The organism is Bacillota bacterium, assembly GCA_024655925.1.
Taxonomy (GTDB): Bacteria; Bacillota; DTU025; order DTU025; family JANLFS01; genus JANLFS01.
Window position 1 is genome coordinate 1 of the sequence record JANLFS010000029.1, and the last position, 23974, is coordinate 23974.

Annotated in this window: 29 protein-coding genes and 1 pseudogene; 5 read left to right on the plus strand and 25 right to left on the minus strand. The window is 60.1% G+C overall.

Going from position 1 to position 23974, the window contains the following annotated elements; translation table 11 throughout:
• Together NUW23_06130 and NUW23_06135 are read right to left on the minus strand one after the other, a co-directional pair.
• On the minus strand, positions 1–1280 hold a 1280-nt coding region (locus NUW23_06130), incomplete at its 3' end, for a M48 family metallopeptidase (GenBank protein MCR4425756.1).
• A 43-nt stretch (positions 1281–1323) separates the two neighbouring features.
• Positions 1324–1815, minus strand: coding sequence for a nitroreductase family protein (locus NUW23_06135; GenBank protein MCR4425757.1), 492 nt, complete (start codon positions 1813–1815; stop codon positions 1324–1326).
• Positions 1816–2087: 272 nt separating this feature from the next.
• On the opposite strand from NUW23_06135, the gene NUW23_06140 reads away from it, so the two are divergent.
• Positions 2088–2732 carry a hypothetical protein gene (locus NUW23_06140; GenBank protein ID MCR4425758.1) on the plus strand — a complete coding sequence of 215 codons (645 nt, stop codon included), beginning with the start codon at positions 2088–2090 and terminating at the stop codon, positions 2730–2732.
• A gap of 20 nt (positions 2733–2752) precedes the next feature.
• Here the strand turns inward: NUW23_06140 and NUW23_06145 are convergent, their stop codons facing one another.
• From NUW23_06145 to NUW23_06160, 4 genes are read right to left on the minus strand one after another with little or no spacing between them, the layout of a single operon-like run.
• Complete coding sequence (locus tag NUW23_06145) at positions 2753–4111, minus strand: MFS transporter (protein MCR4425759.1); 1359 nt, start codon at positions 4109–4111, stop codon at positions 2753–2755.
• Positions 4112–4149: 38 nt separating this feature from the next.
• Positions 4150–4440, minus strand: a complete 291-nt coding sequence (locus tag NUW23_06150) for a EutN/CcmL family microcompartment protein (protein MCR4425760.1) — start codon at positions 4438–4440, stop codon at positions 4150–4152.
• Between the two features lie 4 nt (positions 4441–4444).
• A complete protein-coding gene (locus NUW23_06155) occupies positions 4445–4720 on the minus strand; it encodes a EutN/CcmL family microcompartment protein (protein ID MCR4425761.1) in 276 nt (91 codons plus the stop codon).
• A 4-nt stretch (positions 4721–4724) separates the two neighbouring features.
• Positions 4725–5021, minus strand: coding sequence for a EutN/CcmL family microcompartment protein (locus NUW23_06160; GenBank protein ID MCR4425762.1), 297 nt, complete (start codon positions 5019–5021; stop codon positions 4725–4727).
• A 190-nt stretch (positions 5022–5211) separates the two neighbouring features.
• On the opposite strand from NUW23_06160, the gene NUW23_06165 reads away from it, so the two are divergent.
• The 4 genes from NUW23_06165 (at position 5212) to NUW23_06180 (ending at position 8826) form a co-directional block, all read left to right on the plus strand.
• Positions 5212–5823 (plus strand): metalloregulator ArsR/SmtB family transcription factor, encoded by a 612-nt coding sequence (locus NUW23_06165; GenBank protein ID MCR4425763.1) that lies wholly within the window; start codon positions 5212–5214, stop codon positions 5821–5823.
• Positions 5824–5855: 32 nt separating this feature from the next.
• Positions 5856–7067: a TIGR00300 family protein gene (locus NUW23_06170; protein MCR4425764.1), complete on the plus strand. Its 1212-nt coding sequence runs from the start codon at positions 5856–5858 to the stop codon at positions 7065–7067.
• Positions 7068–7205: 138 nt separating this feature from the next.
• Positions 7206–7448: a hypothetical protein gene (locus NUW23_06175; protein ID MCR4425765.1), complete on the plus strand. Its 243-nt coding sequence runs from the start codon at positions 7206–7208 to the stop codon at positions 7446–7448.
• A gap of 151 nt (positions 7449–7599) precedes the next feature.
• Positions 7600–8826, plus strand: a complete 1227-nt coding sequence (locus tag NUW23_06180; protein MCR4425766.1) for an NCS2 family nucleobase:cation symporter — start codon at positions 7600–7602, stop codon at positions 8824–8826.
• Positions 8827–8914: 88 nt separating this feature from the next.
• Here the strand turns inward: NUW23_06180 and NUW23_06185 are convergent, their stop codons facing one another.
• The 19 genes and pseudogenes from NUW23_06185 to NUW23_06275 all read right to left on the minus strand — a co-directional run bounded on the left by NUW23_06185 (position 8915) and on the right by NUW23_06275 (position 23950).
• On the minus strand, positions 8915–9685 hold the full coding sequence (locus tag NUW23_06185; GenBank protein MCR4425767.1) for a FliA/WhiG family RNA polymerase sigma factor: 771 nt from the start codon (positions 9683–9685) through the stop codon (positions 8915–8917).
• Between the two features lie 24 nt (positions 9686–9709).
• Positions 9710–10384, minus strand: a complete 675-nt coding sequence (locus tag NUW23_06190; protein MCR4425768.1) for a PilZ domain-containing protein — start codon at positions 10382–10384, stop codon at positions 9710–9712.
• Between the two features lie 69 nt (positions 10385–10453).
• Complete coding sequence (locus tag NUW23_06195) at positions 10454–11359, minus strand: MinD/ParA family protein (protein ID MCR4425769.1); 906 nt, start codon at positions 11357–11359, stop codon at positions 10454–10456.
• Position 11360: 1 nt separating this feature from the next.
• Entirely contained in the window at positions 11361–12452 is a 1092-nt protein-coding gene (locus NUW23_06200; protein ID MCR4425770.1) for a flagellar GTP-binding protein, read from the minus strand.
• The gene (flhA, locus tag NUW23_06205) at positions 12421–14550 is read right to left on the minus strand and encodes a flagellar biosynthesis protein FlhA (protein MCR4425771.1); all 2130 of its coding nucleotides are present in this window, start codon (positions 14548–14550) and stop codon (positions 12421–12423) included. Before flhA ends, NUW23_06200 begins: the two co-directional genes overlap by 32 nt.
• Complete coding sequence (gene flhB, locus NUW23_06210) at positions 14537–15622, minus strand: flagellar biosynthesis protein FlhB (GenBank protein ID MCR4425772.1); 1086 nt, start codon at positions 15620–15622, stop codon at positions 14537–14539. Before flhB ends, flhA begins: the two co-directional genes overlap by 14 nt.
• 15 nt (positions 15623–15637) lie before the next feature.
• Positions 15638–16414: a flagellar biosynthetic protein FliR gene (fliR, locus tag NUW23_06215; GenBank protein ID MCR4425773.1), complete on the minus strand. Its 777-nt coding sequence runs from the start codon at positions 16412–16414 to the stop codon at positions 15638–15640.
• 24 nt (positions 16415–16438) lie between these two features.
• A complete protein-coding gene (gene fliQ / locus NUW23_06220; protein MCR4425774.1) occupies positions 16439–16708 on the minus strand; it encodes a flagellar biosynthesis protein FliQ in 270 nt (89 codons plus the stop codon).
• Positions 16709–16750: 42 nt separating this feature from the next.
• Positions 16751–17557, minus strand: a complete 807-nt coding sequence (gene fliP / locus NUW23_06225; protein MCR4425775.1) for a flagellar type III secretion system pore protein FliP — start codon at positions 17555–17557, stop codon at positions 16751–16753.
• Positions 17554–17922, minus strand: coding sequence for a flagellar biosynthetic protein FliO (locus NUW23_06230; GenBank protein ID MCR4425776.1), 369 nt, complete (start codon positions 17920–17922; stop codon positions 17554–17556). The genes fliP and NUW23_06230 overlap by 4 nt, the downstream gene beginning before the upstream one ends.
• A 21-nt stretch (positions 17923–17943) precedes the next feature.
• Positions 17944–18255, minus strand: a pseudogene (gene fliN, locus NUW23_06235) (flagellar motor switch protein FliN).
• 250 nt (positions 18256–18505) lie between these two features.
• The gene (fliM, locus tag NUW23_06240) at positions 18506–19492 is read right to left on the minus strand and encodes a flagellar motor switch protein FliM (GenBank protein ID MCR4425777.1); all 987 of its coding nucleotides are present in this window, start codon (positions 19490–19492) and stop codon (positions 18506–18508) included.
• A gap of 18 nt (positions 19493–19510) precedes the next feature.
• Positions 19511–19945, minus strand: coding sequence for a flagellar basal body-associated FliL family protein (locus tag NUW23_06245; protein ID MCR4425778.1), 435 nt, complete (start codon positions 19943–19945; stop codon positions 19511–19513).
• A 4-nt stretch (positions 19946–19949) separates the two neighbouring features.
• Complete coding sequence (locus NUW23_06250; protein ID MCR4425779.1) at positions 19950–20690, minus strand: flagellar motor protein MotB; 741 nt, start codon at positions 20688–20690, stop codon at positions 19950–19952.
• A complete protein-coding gene (locus NUW23_06255) occupies positions 20687–21529 on the minus strand; it encodes a motility protein A (GenBank protein ID MCR4425780.1) in 843 nt (280 codons plus the stop codon). The genes NUW23_06250 and NUW23_06255 overlap by 4 nt, the downstream gene beginning before the upstream one ends.
• Positions 21530–21541: 12 nt before the next feature.
• Entirely contained in the window at positions 21542–21754 is a 213-nt protein-coding gene (locus NUW23_06260; protein ID MCR4425781.1) for a flagellar FlbD family protein, read from the minus strand.
• Positions 21755–21830: 76 nt separating this feature from the next.
• Positions 21831–23066, minus strand: coding sequence for a flagellar hook protein FlgE (locus tag NUW23_06265; protein ID MCR4425782.1), 1236 nt, complete (start codon positions 23064–23066; stop codon positions 21831–21833).
• 86 nt (positions 23067–23152) lie between these two features.
• A complete protein-coding gene (locus NUW23_06270; GenBank protein ID MCR4425783.1) occupies positions 23153–23533 on the minus strand; it encodes a hypothetical protein in 381 nt (126 codons plus the stop codon).
• A 6-nt stretch (positions 23534–23539) separates the two neighbouring features.
• The gene (locus NUW23_06275) at positions 23540–23950 is read right to left on the minus strand and encodes a flagellar hook capping protein (GenBank protein MCR4425784.1); all 411 of its coding nucleotides are present in this window, start codon (positions 23948–23950) and stop codon (positions 23540–23542) included.
• Positions 23951–23974: the final 24 nt, after the last annotated feature.

Genomic DNA, 23974 nt, shown 5'->3' on the forward strand with positions numbered 1-23974 from the left:
GACGCAGTCTGGGCGACCACAGGGACCCAGGCCCCATTCACTCTGGCAAGCCAGACCCTTCCGCAAGTCACCCCCACTGATCCTGAGGACGCTTTTCCCAGGGACGTATCGACACTCACATCGACAGCGGCGAGAGAGGATGAGACGAACGCGGGTCGCCCTACGATCCTTCCGCTCCCCCGGGGCAGGTTCTCAGGCCGGGTCGGGGCTCTCCGCTCCGCCGTCCTCATACGTGATTCGAGTGTGTCGAGCTTGTCCAGAACCTGCCGGCACGCCTCTGCCACAGCCCTGGCCCCCGGGAACCCTTGCGCACTCCGGGATGGTTCAGGTGCCCGGCCCTTCTCGACTTCGCTGACAATGGCCCGCTGCGCAACCCGCACTGGGTGGAACGACTGAATCCAGGCCTGGTCCAACATTGCACCAATCACCTTGCGGACCCCCGCGATGCGGTCCGACACCGTGGGATGGCTGGTTACCGGCATCTGGGGAAGTCTCGTCAGTGTCCGGTACATCCGCGTGGGCTCGAACCCAGCCCAGGACGCGTGGAGAACGGCCCGGGCGTCCGCCTCGAACTCCTGGGCGTAGGAGGTCACAGCCTCGCCAGCAAGCTGCGATACTCCTGCGTCTACCAGTGCCTGCACGGCCGGGCCATCCTCCGGAGGCGGAAGTGCCGGCCCGACTGACGGCACCCACCAGTTCATCCAGTGGCCAGAGCGGATGTGGTGCATTTCGTGGGCAAGCACCATGGCTATTTCGTCATCCCCGGACGTGGTGACGAGGCCGCGTGTGATGTAGATCCTTCCATCCGCCGTCGAGACCGCATTGACCCGGAGGGAGTCGAGGATGGTGACGCTGTACCAGTCAGCACGTTCACCGGTGACCCGTGCGAGGCGGTCGAGGATCTCCCTGATTCGAGCAGCCTGCACCTCAGATACCCACTCTCCTCCGGACTCCTCAAGTACCAGGCGGTGAGCGTGCAGTGCCATCTCTGCCTCCTCTGAGCTCCTGTCCGCCTTCACCGCACCTGCAGAAGACCTCGAATCGACGAACCTCCTCACAGCCTCCAAAGGGGCGTCCCGCCCTTGGATTGCGGATGCCATCTGGATGAATGTTCGCAGGATGGGCACGTCACGATCGAGGAAGTCTGAGTCTTCCAGGGCGTACGTAAGCGAGGCGGGCACCCTGGCACTGCCCGCCCAAACAGACGCGGCAAGAGCCAGGATGCACGCACCGATCAGCCATATGTGCCGCGCAGGTTCAGGTCTCCATGCCTCAGGCATCAATTGGCCTCAACAGCTCCTGCGGCTCGATAGTCCGGTCAAGTCAGTACCTCTCCCAGTGCAGCACGTCCGAGAGGCTCCGCTTGTGTGCGATAGGCTTGTCCTCGTGGTAGCCCACAGGGAAGAGCGCCACCAGTCTGTGGGATGTGGGGACCCCCAAGATACGGCCGATTTCGGGGGCATAGGATGTGTCGTGCCCTGCGACCCAGCATGTCCCCAACCCGTGAGCGTGCGCCGCGAGCAGCATGTTCTCTACAGCCGCGGAGCAGTCCTCAACGTAGCGCGGGGTGGGCCGTGCGAACACTGCCACGCAGACTGGAGCGTCCGCTATGAACTTGCCCCAGGTGGCCACTGCAGCCAAGGCCTCCCGGGTCTTCTGATCAGTCACAACGATAAACTCCCAGGGCTGGTCCCCTCTGGCTGTGGGCGCCATCCGCCCACAGTCGACGATGTCCTCGATGACCTCCCGCGGGACTGGGGTTGGCAGGTACCTTCGCACACTTCTCCTGGTCTTGATGGCCTCAATCGCATCCATGATTCTCTCTCAAACCCCCTTATTGAAGCCGGGTCTCAGAGGACCCTATCCCGAGTGTACATGAACCCGGAGACCCCTGCAATCGATCATTCGAGCTCATGCCCCCAAGTCGTTAATGGCCCATCTGCGCGCGGCGCCAACGAGGTTTCTGCGCCACTACGGTGAAACCTGGCGGGATGAACAATACATGGGGACCGTCGTCTAACCATCACGGAGCGGGTACGATCCCCATCGCCCGATCCAATAATGACTAAGAAAGGAGCCAGGCAGACGTGAGGCGACACATTCTTGTGGCATTGGGTTTGCTTCTCGTGTTCACGTTCTCGTCCGTGCGCGCCCGCGCGGCGGACCCAGGGTCAGCTGACGTTGCGAAGCTGCGGCTCGAGGTGAAGATGCTCTCTGCCATCAGCGAACTGGGACTCACGCGAGACCAGACGGAAGCGCTCCTGCGGCTTCTTCGTGAGCTTGATGCCGAAATCACCGCACGGCAGACTAACATGGTCAGCCTACTTGAGTCCCTGAAGGGCGAGCTGCTCGAGGGAAAGGAGGGAGCTTCTCTCCGTGAGCTGGACAGACGGCTTCAGCTCGAAAGACAGGCCTTGCAGCTTTCCTTAAAGAAGTTCAGGACCGAGGCGGCATCCCTTCTGACCGCATCTCAAGCTCGTCGCCTTGAAGCCTTACTGCAAACGGGCTCTAGACGCCCCAGCTCCCCCGGCATGCCAGGCCCAGCCCAGAGACGCATCGCCATGCGGTTTACCCCGGAAATGGCAAACCGGCTCGCAGCTCACCCCGGAATTCGGCAGAGACTTGCAGAGGCTTGGCGTTGGAAGGCAGAGGCCCGGGCGGCAGTTGATGGGCCCCGGACGGTTCGTCTACTGATCGGCCTCCTCGAGCAGAAGCTTTCGCACATGCAGTGAACGCCGAGAGAATCCATCGGTCACTCCCGCGACATCTCCTCCGCGCGCCTTGCCATGAGCGCGCGGAGTTTGTCTTCGTCGCGAGGGCTGGTCCTCGCTATCGGGAACCAGATGAGCCCACACACCACCCACCACGCGACTGCGAACAGCATGGTGGAGGTGAGGCCATACCTGACCGCAAGCCACCCGCCGAGGATCGGACCAACTCCCTTGCCCACAGAATCAGTGAGGTTGAAGACGGCGAATATGGAGCCGCGGGTCTCGGGTGGGTTAACATTCAAGAGCAACGCCTTCACGTTGGGGCTAGTGATGCCTATGAGCCAGCCGCCTGCGAAAGCAAGTATTGAAGGAAAGACGATCGCGCCGAAACCTGGGTTCTGGGGTATGGGCCAGAGGACTACGGCGAAGAAAGGAACCGTCCCGATTATGGTAGTCACGCCGTTCAGCAGAGGCAGATAGGCGCGGTTCTGGTTGTAGAGGGCGTTGCCCCATATTCCACCCTGGAGGCCACCGATGATCGCGCCGGCCCCAAATACCAGAGACATGACAGTCGCCTGTTCGATACTGAATCCTTTCTCTTGCACATAGAAAGTCACGATGAGGAACGGAAGTATGCCCCAGGGTATGCAGCCGGGGAGACCCTGAAGGAAAGCCAGGAGGTTGGTGGGAACCTGGAACAGTCTCTTGTACGCGCCCAGAGACGCTTTCTCTGTGTATTCCTTTCCCCGCCGCACGAGCGCCCGAAGCTCGTCCTCGCCCTCGCCCCGCCTCGGCTCCCGCGAGAACATCAGGAAGAGCGGCACCAGGACGAAGTTCGGGACCGCCGCAACTATGAAAGGAAGGCGCCACCCGTAGGTGGGACCCACAAGCCCCGCCATGAGCTGACCGAAAGCCATTCCGAGCCCCATCGCAGTCCCGATCCAGGCGTTCGCAGTAGGTCTTTCCTTGGTGGTGAAGTAGTCTCCGATCAGGGAAAACTCCAGGGGGAGCACACCGCCCACACCCAGCCCAGTAAGGACTCTCATGAGGAACAACTGATCGTAAGTCCGGGCGAACCCCGTGAGGAAACAGGGGATCTCGCCCAAGAGCACGGTGATGGCGAGAAGCCATCTTCGCGAATACTTGTCGGTCAGATACCCCCAGACCAGAGTGACGATAGCCCCCACGATGGTGAAGGCGGAACTGACCGCGCCAAGATCGTACAGGGACACGTCAAACTCCTCTTGGACCAGTAGGAGGTTGGGATTGAGCACGTTCTGGTCGGCAGTGAGAAAGAGTGACATCGGAATGAGAAACGCCAGAAGCACCAGGGATTGAGTGCTCATGTCCGCCGCGTCCGCAAGGCCGATTCTCCGAAGTAACTGCCTTCCGACCCCCACACTCAAGACCTCCTTGAGATTATTGGCTCGAGCCGCCCTCAGAGTACCTTCAGAGTGCAGCCAAACGCGTCTATGCGGTCCACGATCCCGACTATCGTCGAGTCGACCGGAGCGTCTTTTCTCTTCATGGCCTGACGTGAGGAGTTGCCTTCCGAGACCACCAGGACGTAGTCGCCCACTCCGGCTCCAACAGTGTCGATGGCGACTAGCTCGGATCCGGTGAGCTTCGCATCCACTTCGGCGATATCGCAGATCAGGAGCTTGGCCCCGACGAAGTTAGGGTCCTTCTGGGTGGCGACCACCGTGCCCACCACTTTGGCCAGGACCACACTCTCACCTCCCCTCGACCCGGCCGAAGGTGTCGATTATGCCGACGATCCCCGCGTCCACCGGGGCCATTGGAACCGGCAATGGCATACCAGCCTCCCGGCCACGGACTACGGTTACGTATTCTCCCGCCCCGGCGCCGACGGTGTCCACAGCCACGTGGGGCTTTCCGACAGGCCTGCCTGCTGCGTCTACTTGGGTGACCACAAGAAGCTTGGCCCCGACCAGGCTTGGGTCCTTCTGGGTGGCCACGACGTGGCCTATGACTTTCGCGGTATACACGCTCCTATGCCTCCTTGCGGAACCGGACCTTCCCGTCAACCTCGATAGTGTCCACGATCGCCATGATCGTGGCATCGACCGGAGTGTTCTGGGTTCTCGAGGTCTGTCGGGCAGAGCTCCCGCTCACCACCAGTACGACCTCGCCCTGCCCCGCGCCCACACTGTCAACAGCGACTATGGGCTTGCCGTCGGGCGATCCGTCCATCAGGCTCACGGGCTGAACCACCTGAAGCTTGGCCCCTGTGAGTTTCTCGTCCTTTCTTGTACATACAACAGTCCCAACTACTTTCGCAACTATCAAACTGGTCACCTCTCTTCCCCAGCATCGTCCCGGGCTTCAGGACCTCTGATGACAATTCGGCAGAGGATCCCGAATACCTGCGGGCGTCCGCAGGAGGCCGTTGACACCCTACCCTGAATTTGATATATGTCTAATTAGATTATCATCAAAGCATTGTGCCCGCGGCGATAATTGAAAGGGGCGATGGACCATGGCTCTGTCCAACCTCAGCTCAGAGCAGCTAGACAGGCTGGTCGAGGTGTACAAGGCGCTCGCGGACCCAGCGCGCATCCGCATAATGGCTCTATTGAGCGAAGGCGATCTAAACGGAAAGGAGATCGCGGAGGCTCTGAGCCTCTCGCAGCCCACCATAACCCATCATATGTCAGTCCTCAGGAACGCCGGACTTGTGACTGTGCAGCGTGTGAACACATCTCATCTGTACTCTCAGAACCTTCGCCCACTCCTGGAGATGGGCGAATACCTCCGTGGAGAGGAACGGCATGAGAGACCCTCGAACGAATCCGAGAAAGTGTGGAACGACTTCACCGAGAATGGAAAGCTGAAATCATACCCCGCCCAGCGAAAGAAGCGGCTTTACATACTGGAGAGGCTGTCCGGTCTCTTCTCGCCAGGGGTCAAGTACCCCGAGCGGGAAGTAAATGCGATCCTCTCGCAGTACCATCCGGACTATGCTACACTCCGGCGGGAGATGATCATGAACGGGCTCATGGCCAGGGACAAGGGGTTCTACTGGATCCTCCCGCATTCGGATGCTAGTCATGCGAACGAAGACGACAACGGGAACGGGCAACACCGGTAGGCCCGGGCCGAGACGAAGGAAGGTCGCACCACATGCACACAACAGCAATTGAGCTCACAGGACACATCATAGACTCCCGTATCCTTCCTCGGGTTATGGACGCAGTGATGGATCTTGGAGGGGACTTCAAGATCACCGAGGTCCGTATTGGCAGAACCAAGGTGGATACGAGCTACGCGCGGTTGGAGATCACAGCAGAGGATCACGAGACTCTGGATGCCATCATCGCTGCCGCCCAGGAACTCGGCGCAGCCGTCGTGGATGAGGAGGAGGTCATACTCGCCCCCGTTGAACAGGAAGGTGTGTTCCCCGAGGGCTTCTATTCCTCCACCAACTTGGATACATTCGTCAAGTGGCGGGGGCGGTGGATCCCGGTCGACAACATCGAGATGGACTGCGCAATCGCGGTTGACACCGAGCGCGCCTCGGCCATGTGTGTGCCCCTGCACAAGGCGCGGCCGGGGCAGAGCATAGTAGTTGGGCGCCGCGGCATACGGGTCGTACCCCTCGAGAGAGCACGCCACCGCGAGGTATTCTCATTCATGGGAAGTCAAGTGTCGAGTGAACGCCCTAAAGGGCTCATCGTGGCCGATGTCGCACGGGAGATGAAAGAGGCCCGCGCCCGTGGCGGCAAGATCCTGGTGGTGGCGGGGCCTGCGGTAATCCACACTGGGGCCGGACGTCATCTCGTATCTCTCATCGAGGCCGGGTATGTTCAAGTCTTCTTCACCGGCAATGCGTTGGCAGTCCACGACGTAGAGTCGGTTCTCTTCGGGACGTCGCTCGGGCTCTACCTGGAGAACGGGGTGTCCGCGAAAGAGGGCCATGCCCATCATCTGCGCGCCATTAACACCATCCGCCGGGCCGGGGGCCTGCGCAAGGCCGTGGAGTCGGGACTCCTCACCCGCGGGGTGATGCATGCGGTCATAACCCATGGGGTGGATTATGTCCTGGCTGGGTCGATCAGGGACGATGGCCCCTTGCCCGATGTGATAACGGACACCACCCAAGCGCAGGACGAGATGCGCAAGTGCCTCCCCGGTGTGGAGCTGGCCCTGATGCTCTCGACCATGCTCCATTCGATAGCCACGGGCAACCTTCTTCCGGCGCGCGTCCGCACGGTCTGCGTGGATATCAACCCTGCCACCGTCACCAAGCTCGCGGATCGTGGCACTTTCCAGGCAGTGGGGATAGTCAGCGACGTAGAGTGGTTCCTCAAAGAACTCCTTGCTCATCTCGTGTAGAAGGACTCACGCTGAGGGCCTGATGGTCGGAGACGCCCGAGCTCCCGGAATCGAGAAGGCCGGCGGATACTTTGGACCGTCAAGAGACAGAATACCGTACCGGCAGTTCCCGATGATCGGAGGTTTGTGAGAGCCGGAGTGGAACAAAGAGCTGTGATGGCGGTCCAGATAGATCACAGGTCCACCCACGCCCCGGAGGTTCAGGAGATCCTTACCAGGTTCGGCTGCCTGATCGAGGCGAGGCTCGGCCTCAACCGAGGTTGCGAGGACAGGGGGTTGATCCTCCTTGAGCTTTCCGGGGACAGCTCCGACATTGCTCAGCTCAGCCAGAGCCTGTCCGGTGTCGAATCTGTGTCGGTCAAGACCATGGTTCTGGACTAGGGAGCTTCAGACCTGCGCACGCTGAGTGGCCTGAATGAGACCGGCCAGATTCTGCCGTTGTAAGTCATCGGTTCTTGTGGTAAAGTTGCATATAGTACGTGTCCCACCAAATAAACGGGTCCAGAGAGGCCCGATTTGAGGAGGCAAACAGATGAGAACCGGCACCAAGGCCGTGCTGTCCGTCCAGCACGCAATCGCCATGTTCGGCGCCACAGTCCTTGTCCCTTACCTTACCGGCCTCAACCCCAGCACCGCCCTTCTCACCGCAGGCATCGGAACTCTCCTCTTCCACTTCGTCACCGGAATGAAAGTCCCCATCTTTCTGGGCTCGTCATTTGCATTCATCCCGGTGATCCAGATGGTCTCCAAGGAGTTCGGAATGGCTTATGCGCTCGGCGGCATAGTTGCAGCCGGACTAGTCTACGTGGTCGTCGCGCTCATTGTGAGGTTCGCAGGACATAGGTTCTTCCGGATCCTCTTCCCACCGGTGGTCACAGGGAGTGTCATCATGGTCATCGGTCTGACCCTATCCCCCGTAGCTATCGATATGGCCTCACAGAACTGGACAATAGCCATGGTGGTCTTCCTCATCGCCGCCCTGACTTCCCTCGCTTTTAGGGGATTCTTGCAGATGCTTCCGATCCTGATTGCGGTCTCCGCTGGGTACGTCATATCCCTCGTGGCTGGTATTGTGGATTTCACCCCAGTCGCCTCAGCCGCCTGGATCGGTGTGCCGGCTCTCACCTTACCGGCGTTTCGGTGGGAAGCCATTGCCATCATCGCGCCTGTAGCCGTGGTTACCCTGATCGAGCATTGGGGTGACATCAATGCCAACGGGGCTGTGGTTGGCAAGGACTTCGTGAAGGATCCCGGCCTATGGAGAACCATCCTTGGTGACGGCCTTGCGACGTCCCTCGCCGGGTGCCTGGGTGGCCCTGCGAACACGACTTACAGCGAGAACACTGCGACGCTCAGCCTCACGCGGGTCTACGACCCCGCAATCCTGCGCGGAGCGGCAGTCTTCGCACTCGCACTGGCCTTTCTTGGGAAGGTGGGAGGCGTAATCCAGAGCATTCCCGTCCCCGTCATGGGCGGAATCAGCATACTCCTTTTCGGGATGATCGCCTCGGTCGGCGTGTCCACGCTATTCAGAGGGGCAGACATGAATGTCACCCGAAACAGGATCATCGCTGCTGCGGTCCTGGTGTTTGGCCTGTCCTCGGTGATCGTCCCGATCGGGCCGTTCAAGTTCGCCGGCATGAGTCTTGCGACGTTGCTCGGGGCCGGCCTCAACCTGATCCTGCCTCGGGAGGTTGAACTCGAGGAGTCCGTGCCTTCGGACAAGGTCGATCGCGTTCATGCGCCTGCGAAGGCGTAGCCGGCGCCAAATGCGCAACCGTCCCGGACGCCGTGGGCACAGACCATGGCGTCCGGTTCTTGTTGTCGTCTGCGCGGGGTTGGGGCAGCTACACCGCCATTCTCTCCTTGAGTTGCTGGATCTTAACCCTCAGTCTGAGCATTCCCTTAGTATGCAGTTGAGACACCCTGGACTCAGAAACCCCTAGTATGCTTGCGATCTCTCGGATCGTCAGCTCGTCGTAGTAGTAGAGTGTGATCACAAGTTTCTCCCTTTCCGGAAGGGCATCAATTGCGCGCGCAAGAACGTCCCTGAGTTCGGAGACCTCGAAGACCATCTCTGGGTCAGGACTCGCCGAGTCCCGCACGAAATCCATCATGGTGGCGAAGTTGTTATCCTCGTCAACACAGATCAGCTCATCCAAGGACAGGTATGAGGCTTTGCTTATCTCGGAGATCCACTCGTGGTAGGTTTCGATGTCCAGGTGAAGCTCGGCGGCCACGTCCTCGTCTCTCACCTGCCTGCCCAGCTTGAACTCCGCGGCGTTAATCGCCCTCTCGATATCCCTCGCTTTCTGCCTGACGGATCGGGGGACCCAGTCCATGCTTCTCAAGTGGTCGATTATGGCGCCCCTGATTCGTGTCATGGCGTAAGTCTCGAACTTGACCCCGCGGTCTATATCATAACGTTCCACCGCGTCTATCAATCCTAAGATGCCGTAGCCGACGAGATCATCCGAGTCTACGCCGGGGAGTGACGCCTGGGGCATTCGGCCCACGATATAGCGGACCAGCCCAACGTATTGCATAATCAGTCTCTCCCTGAGTTCAGGATCCCTAGTCGCCGCGTAAGTCTTCCAGAGGCCCAAAGGGCTTTCCATCTCGGATCCCTCCCGCCGGTTGAGTTACCGTTGCCGCCGGCTATTCTTAATGAGCATTCGCTGCCTTGCGAAGACGAATCTCACTACCATCGTGCGCTGGCCCTCGGTTATGCGTGTGAATCTGACACCAGCACACGTTCCGGGCTTCTTGCCCAGTTCGGCCGCTTCGACCCTCACGATTTCTCCTTCTATCTCAACAGGCTCCGAGTCAGCGTCCAGGGGGATAAGAATCTTGACGCGCGTGCCGGGCGCGAGCTCTGCCGCCCGGCTGCCGAGGTAGAGCGCGAGTCCCCCGCCACTGATATCCCGTGTCACTGCTTTTTTCCAGGTCAGGCTGTCTTCAGGTTCATCAGTGGGCACAGCGTAATTGATATACATGTACGCCTCCACTCTGACGTGCTCACGGCGCTGCTCCCGCCGGTTGAACCTGGGCTCAGAGATCTCGAGGAGTCTGACCCTGTCATGGACTTCGCTCACCACCTCTGAGTCGTAGTAGTAGACCGCCCCCCGGTCCGGATATCCCAACTCAACCTCATCGCCTGGACTGAGCACTGACCTGTAGTCGTCAGTCAGGGGAGCGTAGATCATCGCGCCATGAGGTAGTACCCGCTCCACCTTAGTCTTGAACCTTGGGGCTCCTTCCAGGGATTTGTTCCTCACGGTTATCCGCGCATCCGCGGCGATGGCTGGAGCGTGCATCGAAATCCCCCCATCGAGCCCGCCTTGCCCGGCTTCACGTCCGTCGACATCACGGCCATCGGCCGGGAACTAAAGGAGATAGTCCGGTTCGGTAACTCCGAGAAGTCTCCTGACGAAGGTCGAGAGCCCAGGGTCCTCGCCCGGCGGTTTGGGAATGCCCCGCAGCCTGCGAGCGATAGCGAGCATGGCCGCCGACGCTGGACAATACGGGAAGGCCAGTGCGAAGATCTGACGCTGTTTCACCGCTTTCGGGACTGCAGGATCGATCGGCAGGTAGCCGAGGGCATCCACGTTGAAGCTCAGAAACCTATTGGAGAGAAGGCTCAGCTGGTCCGCCACGTGCTGGGCTTCCTCCCTGCTCGAGCACTGGTTGACCACGAGACGGACGGTGGTGTCAGGCTTCTCCCTGGAGATGACCTTTATCATGGCATAGGCGTCGGCCATTGCTGTGGGCTCGGGCGCAGTAATGACCACGACTTCCCTCGTGGCCAGGACGAAGTCCATGACGTTCCTGGACAGCCCAGCCCCAGTGTCCACCACCAGGATGTCTCTCCCCTGTACGACATCGGTCAGGGATGAGATCAATGCCTGGCGGGCGGACTGATCCAGGTCTGCTATCTCCCTGAGTCCGGAGCCCCCAGGGATGATCTCCACGTCCCGCGGACCCCTGACCACGATCTCTCTCAACGAGAGAGTCCCGTTGATCACATGGTGCAGGTTATGCCTGGGAGATATCCCGAGAATCACGTCGACATTGGCGAGGCCCATGTCAGCGTCGAGTATGGTGACTCTAGCCCCGAGGTCCGACAGTACCACAGCGAGGTTGATGACGAAATTCGTTTTTCCGACCCCACCCTTGCCGCTGGTAACGGCTATGACCCTGGTCCCACCAGGCGCCGGGCTTACGGCGCGCCTCACGGGCTTCTCCGTGGGTAAGCTCCCCATCCCTCTCAGGACTTCAGCCTGGTCCAACATCTCACACTTCCCCCTCCATGGGTTGATTGATCCAAGCACTCCGGTGCCTGCTGTCTCCGCTCCACCGCCCCATCACCATCTCGGCAAGGCGATCGCAGGTTGCCGCCTCTATGTCCTCTGGCACATTCTGGCCGGTGGTGAAGTACGAGAGGGGCTTGCCGGACCGCGCGGTCACATTGAAGGCCGCGCCAAAGTTTGCACTCTCATCCAGCTTCGTCAGTACGATTCGATCGAACCCCACTACTCCAAACCTGTCCACAAGCCTTTCCAGGTCTCCCCTCCTAGTTGTCGCGGAGAGCACCAGGTGCACCTCCTCCGCGGATGCCGCGTCCATCAGGTTCTTCAGATCGTACATCCTTCCCAGGTTGTTTGGGCTCCGCCCGGCCGTGTCGATCAGTATCACTTCGAAGTCAGTTCCTCGCCTGAGTGCATCCTGCATATCCCGGGCGCCTGGAGCCACATCCAGAGGAACCCCTATGATCTCCGCGTACACACGGATCTGTTCGACCGCGGCGATTCTATAGGTATCCGAGGTTATCAGCGCGACCCTTGCTCGCTGCACCAATGAGAAATGCGCAGCCAGTTTTGCTATGGTGGTCGTCTTGCCTACTCCGGTCGGTCCAACGAACCCTACGACCTTCCTTCGCCCAGGTACGACCCTCGTTGGCCCTGCCAGTGGGACCAGGGACGCAAGCTCCAGGGAGGCCTTCCTTCGGAACTCCGCATCGTTACGGGGTTCCGGCCGGACCAGTAGCCCAACCCTCTCCGCGAGGGACAGTGCGGCATCCTCCGAGATGTCCTGCGCCACCAACATGGCATATATCTCCGCGACTCTCGGCGACAGGGGTCTCTCGTCTGCATGTCCCCGGGTGACCCGCCCAAGGCCGGCGAGCTCCCTCTCGAGGAGGGTGGCGCGGAAATCTGGCTCCTGGACACCGATGTCTACGGCCGCGGTGACCTGGACACGAGGTTTTCGCAAGAGCCCCGCCAGGCCCAGAAGACGCGCAAACCCGCGTGCCTGATGCTTCCTGGCCTCAAGGATCACCGCGTCAGGGCCGAGGTCAAGCCTCACCAAGTCCAGGGCTTCCTTCATCGTCGAACCTTCGTATCTTTTCACCCTCATCTCCCAGGCTCACCATCCCACACGCGTTGACCTTCACTTCCGGTACGATCTCGCTGTATGACAGCACCACCACTGACGGGGCACTCCTTTCGATCAACCTTCGCAAATGCAGCCGGAGATTCGACGAAGTCAAGAGGATAGGCTGCCGCCCGGACGCCGCCATCCGCTCGGCCTCACGCACCAGGCTAGCTATGAGACTTCGGTAGATCTTAGGATCAGGCGCAAGGAAGGTGCCTTGCTCAGTGCGGCGCATCGACTCGAGAAGCATCTGCTCCAGACTGGGCTCGATCGTAAGCACGGCGATCCCGTCTTCACCAGCGTACTGGCTGCATATTGACCGGCTCATGCGGGATCTCACGAACTCCGTGAGCGCATCTGGGTCCTTTAGGCTGCCGGCCGCGTCTCCCAGGGCCTCCAGGATGGTGGAGAGGTCCCTTACGGAAATCCGCTCAGCCAGCAAGTTCTGAAGAACCCTTTGCACTTCTCCTACGGTCATCTGTGAGGGAATCAGTTCCTCAACCACTGCGGGGGCGGTCTCCCGGACGTTGTCTATCAGGTTCTTCGTGTCCTGCCTCGTCAGAAGCTCTGGGGCCCGCGCCTTGATGACTTCAGACAGGTGAGTCGCAATGACAGACCCTGCATCCACAACGGTATATCCGAGCATCTCTGCCTCGGCCTTCTGCGACGCAGATATCCAGACGGCCGGAAGCCCGAACGCCGGCTCCCGAGTCGCTGTGCCTGGGATCTCATCCGCTGCAGTGCCTGGATTCATGGCCATGTAGTGATCTGGGATGACCTGCCCTCTTGCCACTTCAACACCTTTGATCTTGACTATGTACTCGTTCGGCTTGGCCTGGATGTCGTCACGTATGCGGACCGGTGGGACTATGATTCCGAGCTCCAGCGCGATCTGCCGCCTCACACCCGCGACACGGTCTCTTAGATCCCCACCTTGATCGATGTCAACCAGAGGGATCAGGGAATAGCCGAAGTTCAACTCCATTGGTTCAACTCGGAGAAGGGACATCACGTCTTCTGGAGCCGCGGGGTTCTCTGCCGAGGGACCCTCCTCCGGTGGCTGAATCTCCTCTGACCGCTTCATGCGAGCGAGAACGTAAGACAGTATACCTGCCACAGCCGCCAGGACGAAGAAAGGCGCCTTTGGAAGACCAGGTATCATCCCAAAGACCACCAGCAGGCCTGAAGAAATCGCGATGGCCCTTGGCTGGGCAAGGATCTGAGATGCCAGGTCCTGCCCGAGGTTGGAGTCTGATGCCGCCCGGGTCACCACAATACCGGTCGCCGTGGAGATCAGGAGAGCGGGTATCTGACTCACCAGGCCATCGCCTACAGTCAACAAGGCGTACTTCCTGAGCGCTTCCATCACCGGGATGCCAAGCTGGATGATGCCGATCAGAATCCCGCCGATGATGTTGATAATTATAATGACTATTCCAGCAATGGCGTCTCCTCTGACGAACTTGCTTGCACCGTCCATCGCCCCGTAGAAATCTGCTTCCTGCTCGATGGCAGCCCGTCTCTTTCTCGCATCCGCCTCGGTCACCAGCCCGGCGTTGAGATCCGCATCAATGCTCATCTGCTTGCCCGGCATGGCATCGAGGGTGAATCTGGCGGCCACTTCGGCCACGCGTCCTGCGCCGTTCGTTATCACCACGAACTGGATTATGACAAGGATCAAGAAGATGACCATGCCCACGATGTAGTTGCCGCCCACCACGAAGCTGCCGAAAGCCTGGATGACCGCGCCGGCGTAGCCGCGCAGGAGTATGAGCCGGGTGGACGACACATTCAGCGCAAGCCGGAATAGGGTTGCAACTAGAAGCAGCGATGGAAAGACGGAAAACTGCAAGGGTTCATTGGTGTACATGGTCACGAGCAGTATTATGAGGGCGAAGGTGATGTTCATAGTCAGCAGCAGGTCGAGTACGATAGGAGGCAACGGGACAACCATCATCAGCAGGATCAGGATCACTGCTCCCGCAATGAGCACGTCGCCGTACGCAACCAGCTTCGACAACCTGGACTGCGATGACTCAACCGCCGCCACCTGCTACACCCCCCTTCGCGCGTTCCCCGGACAGCCTGTACACGAAGGCTAAGACTTCGGCGACTGCCCGGTAGAGCTCGGGCGGAATCTCATGTCCTATCTCAACAGTCTTGTAGAGTGCCTGCGCAACCGGGGGGTTCTCGACCGTGGGCACGCCGGCTTCCCTCGCGATCTCCCGGATTCTCAGGGCTATGAGCCTCTGGCCTTTCGCCACCACTTTCGGGGCCCGCATCCTCTCAGCGTCGTACCGGAGCGCCACTGCATAATGCGTGGGGTTGGTGACTACCACGTCCGCTCTTTTGACTTCCTGCATCATACGGTGCATCGCCATCTGACGCTGGCGCGCCCGTATCCTCCCACGGATCAGAGGGTCACCCTCTTGCTGCTTGAGTTCTTCCCGGGCCTCCTGTTTCGTCATGCGCAAGTTCTTCTCGAATTCGAGCCGCTGGTAGATGTAGTCCCCGATCCCGATCGCGAGAATCGGGATCGCCATGCGGGTGCCCACGCTCAGGATCGCCCCGCCGGCCGCTGCAAGCGCACCTCTCATGTCCGCGGAGGTCAGCGAAAGGAGCCCTGGAAGTCTGGCCCGAAGACCCGTGTATCCGAAGTAGCCAACCACGACTGCTTTCGCTATGGCTTTCCCGAGTTCGACCAAGGACCGCTTGGACATCATCCGCCCCAGGCCGGCCACGATGTCCAGCCGGCTCAGCTGAGGCATGAGGGCCTTGGGCGCCACGACAAACCCTACTTGGGCAAGATTGGCGGTGATTCCGGTCAGCATCGCGGCGCCAAGCACGGGCGCCGCAGCGATCAGGAGACTCGTGCCCGCTTCCGCCAGCCATCGCACGGCTGAAGCCTCCGTAAGCTCCAGGTTCACCATGGCAGCCGTCGACCTGACCATGAACTGGGCGACCGTCCTTCCAGATAACGAGAACGCGAACTGGATGACGGCAAGAGAGACCACGAAGCCCAGCGCGGAATTGAGATCTGTGCTTTTGGCAACCTGTCCTCGCTCCCGCGCTTCCTGACGTCTTCTTGGTGTTGCCTGTTCTGTTCTGTCCTCGCCAGCCACCCGGTCTCACCTGCCTCAGAAGGCCCTGAGCGCCGAGATGATATCCCCTCGCATCTCACGAAAAGCCACTAGAAGGTAGTCACACATGCCCGGAAGAGCCAGAACCATCACGCCCAGCCCGATCACGATCTTCAGAGGAAACCCGACCATGAGCACGTTCATGTGCGGCACACTGCGCGACAGGACGCCGAGAGCCAGTTCCGCCGCTATGAGGGCCGCGACGACTGGCAAGGCCACGCGCACGGCGGATGAGAAGACTGCGGAGAACTCGGCCACCAGGAGACTGAACACTTCGGGGCCGAACGAGGCCGCGCCCAATGGAATCGCCCGGTAGCTCGCGACCACCCCTCCCACCACGCTGTGATGCCCATTGGCCGCGAGAAAGAGGAGCGTGGCAACGAGGAACTTGAACTGCCCCAGCACCGTGACTTGGCCGCCCCACGAAGGGTCGACGATGTTCGCCAGGCCAAACCCCATCTGCATATCTACAACCTGTCCGGCAAGTTGGACGGCAGCGAAGACCAACAGAGCCACGTACCCCACTACCGCCCCGATCAACAGCTCGCTGCCTACGAGAGAGGCAAGTGCCCAGACGCTGCCCGGCACGGCAAACACCGGCTCGGCCGCAAGCGGCCAGGCCACCACGGAAGCCGCGAACGCCAGTCCCACCTTGATCTGGGCCGGGACGCTCCGGTTCCCGAAGACCGGGGCGATGACGAACAGGCCCGTCATCCGGACCAGAACCAGGATGAAGACGAGGAATTCCCGCTCGGTGACTCCCGGAAGATACATCCCGGATGCAGCACCGCCTTCCACTTACTTCGCCAGAGCCGGGAGCATGTTGAACATCTCCCGTGCAAACCCCACCATTGTGGCGATCATCCACGGCCCGGCGATCAGAAGCACTGCCGCGATGGCTAGCATCTTTGGGACGAAGGTCAGAGTCATCTCCTGTATCTGAGTGGCCGCCTGGATCACACTTACCACCACCCCGACCAGGACAGCCACGCCGAGCACGGGCAGGCCCAGCATCAGAGCTGTGTATAGCGCTCTGGCTGATATGGCTGTCACCGTGGCTTCTGACATCAGAACCACCTCACCATCTGCGCCTCATCTGCGCCTTCGCGCCTACCGGGCGAAGCTCTGGACCAGGGATTTGACCAGAAGCCCCCACCCATCCACGAGCACAAAGAGAAGAATCTTGAATGGAAGCGATATCATTGCAGGTGGAAGCATCATCATGCCCATGGACATCAGGACGCTGGACACCAGCATATCGATGACAAGAAACGGGACGTAGAGGACAAAACCCATCTGAAACGCGGACTTGAGCTCACTGATGACAAACGCCGGTATCATCACGTAGGTCGGTACCTCATCCAGGTTTACCGGCTTTCCCAGTCCCGCAAGCTCCACGAACAGCGCGAGGTCCTTCTCCCTTGTCTGCTTGGCCATGAACTCTCGAATGGGCACGGCTGCACGGGCCAGTGCCTGGTCCTGACTGATCGCCCCGGACATGTAGGGCTGGAGTGCCACCGTGTTTACCTGCGAGAACACAGGCATCATGACAAAGAGGGTCATGAAGAGTGCCAGCCCGATCATCACCTGGTTCGGGGGAACTTGCTGCGTCCCAAGAGCATTCCGGGCGAACGCGAGCACTACCACTATTCTCGTGAATGAGGTCATGAGGAGTATGATAGCCGGTGCAAGTGAGAGGACTGTCAGGATAGCGAGGATCTGCAGGGTGACCGCAACCTCCTCCGGACGGTCAGCGGTACCAACCCCGATGCTTATCCCCGGGATCGTGACAGGGGCCGCATAGCACCGTAAGACACCTCCTGACACCAGACAAGCCAGCACAGCCCATGCCGTGACCAATGTGGCCCAGCGTAGAGCCTGCCATGCGGATTTCGGTGTTCTCTGTCGCCCGCTCATTCTGTCTCGTCCTTCCCTGCGTGGCCTGCCCCCTGGAGATGAGCCACGAAAGGCCTGCGGTCCCCGGTACCAACTACACGCGCGTTTTCTCCGAGGTCCATCTCTTCGAGTACCACAGGCACGTGACCACGCCCGGACCCGATCAGAAGCGTCCTGCCGTCCACAGAGACCAAATGTACCCCGGCGTCAGGTCCGAGTCGTACGGTTTCGAGCACCCGGAGACGCCGCGGTGCCCCCCCGGCCACGCGGAGCAGGGAGAATCCCTGCCATCGCCTGAATCCAAAGGCGGCGGCGTATATGAGGCCCACGACTATCCCCATTGCCAGGATGGTCCGGGCAAGAACCGCCACTGCGGTGTCTTCCACGCTCTCCACCGTCCTTTCGGATCAATTCGGCACTGCGTTCTCAGGGTTGGAGACGAACTCGACGATCCTGACTCCGAAGTTCTCCTCTATTACGACAACCTCTCCTCGGGCTATCAGCCTGCCGTTTACCAGGATGTCCACGTTCTCTCCAGCGGCCTTCTCGAGCTCAATTACGGACCCCGGGCCGATGGACAGAATGTCCCTGACCAACATGGTAGTCCTGCCCAGCTCAACGACTACGGGGAGGGGCACGTCCATCAGAAGGTCGATGTTGCGTCTACCCGTCTCCACGCTACGGCTTGAGAACGGCATGAACTGCACCGGCTGCACGTTCGCCGCACCTGCGCCCACACGGCCGTTGACTACCCGATCCGCCGTGGGTCCAGCCGCCCGCGGCTGCCCGGCCGCCTCTTGCGCGGAATCAGGGACAATTCCTCCCGCTGATGCCTCTGGGGACTCGGGAGTCAGGTCGAACTCGGGCACGGCGTCTTCTTTGCACTTCAACTGCTCCAGGAGTTTATCAGGTGGTCCATCACTCCAGCCAAACGGTGCTCCGCCCTTGTCACTTGCCATGGTGATCACCTCACTGCTCAGATGAGACAACCTCAGTCACCTGCACCGCGATTCTCCGACTGACAAGCCCAGGTATGGCCCTGAACTTGGGGGTGTTCCCCACTATCACTGTTATCTCCTGACCTGCCCGCTCGTTGAGCATGATCACATCCCCGATATCCAGGTCCAGCGCTTCCCGGACAGTCACTTCGGCCGTCCCCAGCCTAGCCGTGACGGGCACCCTCACACGCTCAAGGCCCGCTGCTATGGTGCTCGTGGACTTGGGTGAAGTTATCTTCCTTGCCTTCTGGTACCACTGTTGTGCACTGAGTTTGAGCAGAACCGGCTGGAGCGTAGAATGGGGTATGCACATGCTCATCGATCCAGACGCCTCGCCCACTTTCACTTCAAAGGTCATCAGGCAAACCGTGTCGTTCGGGGAGACTATCTGAGCGAACTGAGGGTTGGACTCGTACTGGTCTATGTGCGGCGTCAGAGAGACCATGGTTTCCCACGCGTCTTTCAGGTTCCTCATGGCCCGAGTCATCATCGTGCGAACCAAGGTCTCTTCGATCTCTGTCAGTTCACGAACCCTGCCCCGGGCTCGTCCCTGGCCCCCCATGAGCCTGTCGATCATGACGAAGACGATGTATGGGTTCAGCTCTATGATGGCCTTCCCATCCAGAGGTTCAGCAGAGAAGATGTAGAGGACGGCCGGGGACTTCAGGGCGCTCAGGTACTCGTCGTAGATCCGCTGCTGTACGTCAGTGAGGCTCACCTTTACCGCGGTACGGAGGTGCCCGGACAACGCGGTCGACAGGTACCGGGCAAATGTCTCATGGAGCATGTGAATGGTCCTGAGCTGGTCCCGGGAGAACCTGTTGGGACGCTTGAAGTCATAGACACGATAGGCCCTCCCATCCGCTATGGACTCCTTGGGCTTCTCGGCCGCCTCGTCCGCCTTGGCAAACTGGGCGAGGAGCGCGTTTATCTCTTCCTGCGTCAGCACTTCTGACATTTCCGAATGCTCACGCTCCTACTGCAGCACGAACTCGGAGAAGAGAATCCTTTCCACCTGTGCCCTGCTGATCAGGGAATTCAACGTGTCGGCAAGCTCCTTCCGGAGAGCATCCCTTGGTGGTCCCGCCTCGAGGTCCGCGAGTCTCTTTGAGGAAAGAACGTCGATGACGACGTCCCTGAGGAGTGCGGCCTTCTCCTGCGCTTCCTGAATGCCCGCGGCACTCGACAGCTCCATGGACATCGTGCATTTGAGATACCTGCGCGCTCCACTCTCCGCGACGTTCACTATGAATGGCTGAAACTGAAACACTGGCCCGAGCGTGATTGGTGGATCCGCTGCCTGACCGTCCACAGGGGCGCGGCGTCCGGCGACCAGGCGGTATCCGAGGAAACCCCCGGCAACCATGACACATGCCGCAAGAAGGATAATGATCACTCGTTTCCGGGCCACGTCTTCACCTCCCAGGCACGTCGTTCTCGTCCCTTGCCACGATGACTATGTCGACCCGCCGGTTCTGCGCCCGGTTGGAATCGGATGTGTTCGGGAGTACCGGACGGTACTCTCCGTAGCCTGCCGCAGACAACCTCTGAGGTTCCAGGCCCATCTCCTCCACGAGGTACCTGACCACCGTCGTAGCCCGGGCCGTGGAGAGCTCCCAGTTGGTGGGATACTCCGCATTCTCCCGAAGAGGTATGTCGTCGGTACTGCCTTCTACTATGATCTGGTTGGGGATGGGGGCAATGAACTTCACCAGACCCGCGAGAAGTTTGCGCGAATCTGGACGGAGAACCGCCTTCCCCAAGTCGAACAGGACCGTGTCGGTGAACCGAAGGAGAAGTCCACGGCGGTTCAACTCGATGTGCACCCTGCTATCCAGCCCCTCCTGGTGAAGGTAGCTCTGTAACCTTGTCTTGAGTTCCATCAGCTCGTCGACTTGACTCGTGTCAGTGTCCAGCTGGGATGGGCTCTCAACCGAGTTAGGGAGCTCGCCCGGGTCCAGGAACCGGGGCCCGCCCGTCAGGATACCCAACGCCGCCTGCAGCGAGATCACTGCCTCTCGAAACCGCACTATGTCCACGGTGGAAAAAACGAAGAGCATGATGAAGAAAGCCAGAAGCAGTGACATCATGTCGGCATAAGTAGTGATCCACGCCGCGTTCTGCGCGGACTGCTCAGGTTGCCTGCGCCGCCTCACCTCGCCGCTGCCCTCCCTTCGACTTGCTCAGTTGCGGGCCCTTGACGTCTTTGGGCACGTCTCGCTTCCTCCAGCACCTCCGCCCTTCGCCGGTCTTTAGGGGCAAGGAAGCCTCGAAGTTTCTCCTCCACTATGCGGGGGTTTTCGCCAGACTGTATCGAGAGGATCCCCTCCAGCATCATCTCCTTCTCCCGCACCTCTGAAAGGCTTTTCAGCTCGAGTTTGGTCGCGATTGGGCTCGAGATCAGATTCGCAATGAGTGCGCCATACAAGGTTGTGACCAGGGCGACCGCCATCCCCGGGCCGATGGTGTTCGGTTCGTCAAGCTTCCGCAGCATGAGCACGAGACCGATGAGGGTCCCTATCATGCCGAACGCAGGCGCGTATGCGGTGATCGAGTCGAACACTCTCTTGCCGATTCTGTGCCGATCCTCGAGGTAACTCAAGTCGGTTTCGAGGATGTCCCGGACCAGCTCGGGATCTGTCCCATCCACTACCAACTGAATTCCGCGCTTGAGAAACTCGTCCGCTTCCTCAGTTGCGCTGTCCTCGAGGGCGAGAAGGCCTTCCCGCCTGGCCTTCTCAGCCAGAGAGACGAGTCTCTGTATGACGTCCAGGGGATCTCGTTCACGGGAGGTAAATGCCACTCTGGTTATGCGGAGCACCCCGCTCACCTGTGCCAGGGAGAAGCTCATTGTGACTGCGGCAAAGGTTCCTCCCACCGTTATGAGAAGGGACTTCAGGTCCCAGAACGGCCTGAGACCTGCCCCGCCGTCGATGAGCGCCCAGATTATGCACGCTATTCCGAGGAGGAACCCTCCGATGGTCGCCGCGTCCATCGTGACACCTCGCTACTCGGCCCATCTCTCCACAATTACTGCTCTTCGGTTCACACGCCGCCGGTACCGGATGATCTCCGACACCACCTGCTCCACCGGCTCGGACACTATGATTCTGGAACCGTTGGTCAGGGTGATCACGGTGTCAGGTGTCGCCGCGACAGTCTCGACGAATTCCGCGTTCACGTAGACCTGTACGCCATTGAGCTTAGTAACACGGATCACCCTGCACACCCCCTTTTGCCGCCGGGCGAGACGGAGCCCCACCCCGCCCGGCCACACGACTCCCTTACTTGGGCGGTCAGCGTCTGAGTGCGAGTAGGTCCTGGAGCATCTCGTCGGCAGTGGTGATCATCCTCGAGTTCGCCTGGAACCCTCTCTGAGTGATGATCATGTCGGTGAACTCCCGGGCCAGGTCCACGTTGGACATCTCCAGAGTCGCACCGAGGATTGAACCCCGGCCTCCCTGGGTTGCCACCCCTAGCTGTGGATTCCCGGAGTTGGTGGTTTCCGCGAACATGTTGGCGGACGCACGCGAGAGGCCTTCAGGGTTCGCGAAAGACGCCACCGCTATCTGCCCGAGCACTTCATACTGTCCGTTGGAATACACTCCGGTTATCACCCCGGTGTCGTCTATGTTGAAGGTCTCGAGAGATCCCGCAGGAAATCCATCCTGGTAACTCCAGTTTACCGATGATCCCTGCCCGTACTGGGTCAGAGCCGCGAAGTCCACCTCGATGCTGACCGGAGCTGCGCCGTTGCCGGGATTGAAGCTGATGGTCGTCCCCACCACGGAGTCCACCCGGCCTTCAGGTGTGAAGGTCACAGTCCCGGAACCGATCGTGGTGGCAGGATCACCGAACTCGGCCGACCACGCCCACGTATTGTCAGGCGGCGATGCCTGCTTGGTGTAGGTCACAGTGATGGAGTGTTGCACTCCCAGGGAATCGTAGATCGGCACAGCCGTGGCCCATGTTCCGCCGTCTGTCGCCTCTGCATCGAGATTGCCCACGAACCCCACTTTGGCAGTGGCCCTGGCAGTCATGCTCTGGCCCAGTGGTATGCTCAAAGCCTGCAACGGCTGGCTGGTATCTATTGATCCTGACGAGTTTGCCATCCAGCCCTGCACTCGGAACCCGGTGGACGGGTGGGTGAGCTGGCCTCCAGCGTCGATGGAGAACGCGCCGTCCCTCGTGAACAGGAGGCTTCCCGCCGAGTTGCGGACCACGAAGAACCCGTTCCCCTGGATCGCCATGTCCGTCAGCTTCCCAGTGCCCTCCATGTTGCCCTGGGTGAACACCGTGTCGATCGCCCGGGTCATGACCCCCAGGCCCACTTGCATCAGGTTGATTCCGCCTTTGACACCTTCCTTCGGCGCAACGGCACCCCTCAGGGTCTGGGACAGGGCATCCTGGAAAGTAACCCTCCCGTACTTGAAACCTACGGTGTTCACGTTAGCTATGTTGTTGCCGATGACATCCATCCGCAACTGGTGGCTGCGGGTTCCGGAGACACCGGCGAACATCGACCGCATCATCTTTCATCTGACCTCCATTCGTGCTGGCGCTTCTCGGCCGCCTCAGTCGGAGACGGCCCGGGGCTCCCTCATAGAGGTCCGGCCCCTCACACAATCACCGCGCTGTCTATGTTCGTGAAGACGTTCTCCCGGATACTCTCTCCGTCCACTGCCGTGATCACTGTCCGGTTCCTGACACTAACCACGAACGCCTTGTCGTCCATGAGGATCAGCGACTCTCGAGCCCCTTTCGCGGCCGCGCGATCGACCGCGCCCTTGAGTTTCGCCAGGTCATTCCCGCCGAGCTGTATTTGCCTCGCACCGATCCGGGCCTGCGCGTGCGCTGAGAACTTGATCTGGCCCGCGCCGAGTTGCTCCGCAAGCACGCCGCGGAAATCCATCCCCGGTGCCACCTGGCGTTCACGGATGGGAGAAGGCTGCCCAACCGGTTTCGCCCCTGCAGTCACTCTTGGGATCCTGTCAACCATCGCCCTTCACCCCTGTGATATCCGTGTCACGTGTCCCATGTTGATCCTGTGTTCTCCTACGCGCAGGTAAGGGACTCCTCCTATGACCTCGACCGCATCCACATTCCCTTTGATCGGTGTCTGGTAACCGGGGGGCATTGCCTCTATCTTCCGGCCCACCATTGAGCTGGCCTCTGCGATCAGCTGCTGAGTCATCACGGCCCGCATGCCCGCGTTCAGGTTCTGCAGTTCCTCCAATGTTGAGAACTGGGCCATCTGGGCGATGAACTCCTGGTTCGAGGACCCATTCCAGATATCCATGTTGCGAAGCTGAGTCACCAGGAGTTGAAGGAACTCGTTCTTGCCGAGATCCCACCCTGACCTTCCAGGCTGCGCGGACGAATAGGTGCTGACTGTCTCTGACCTCGTCACATACATGGTCATTCCACCTCCTTCATCATT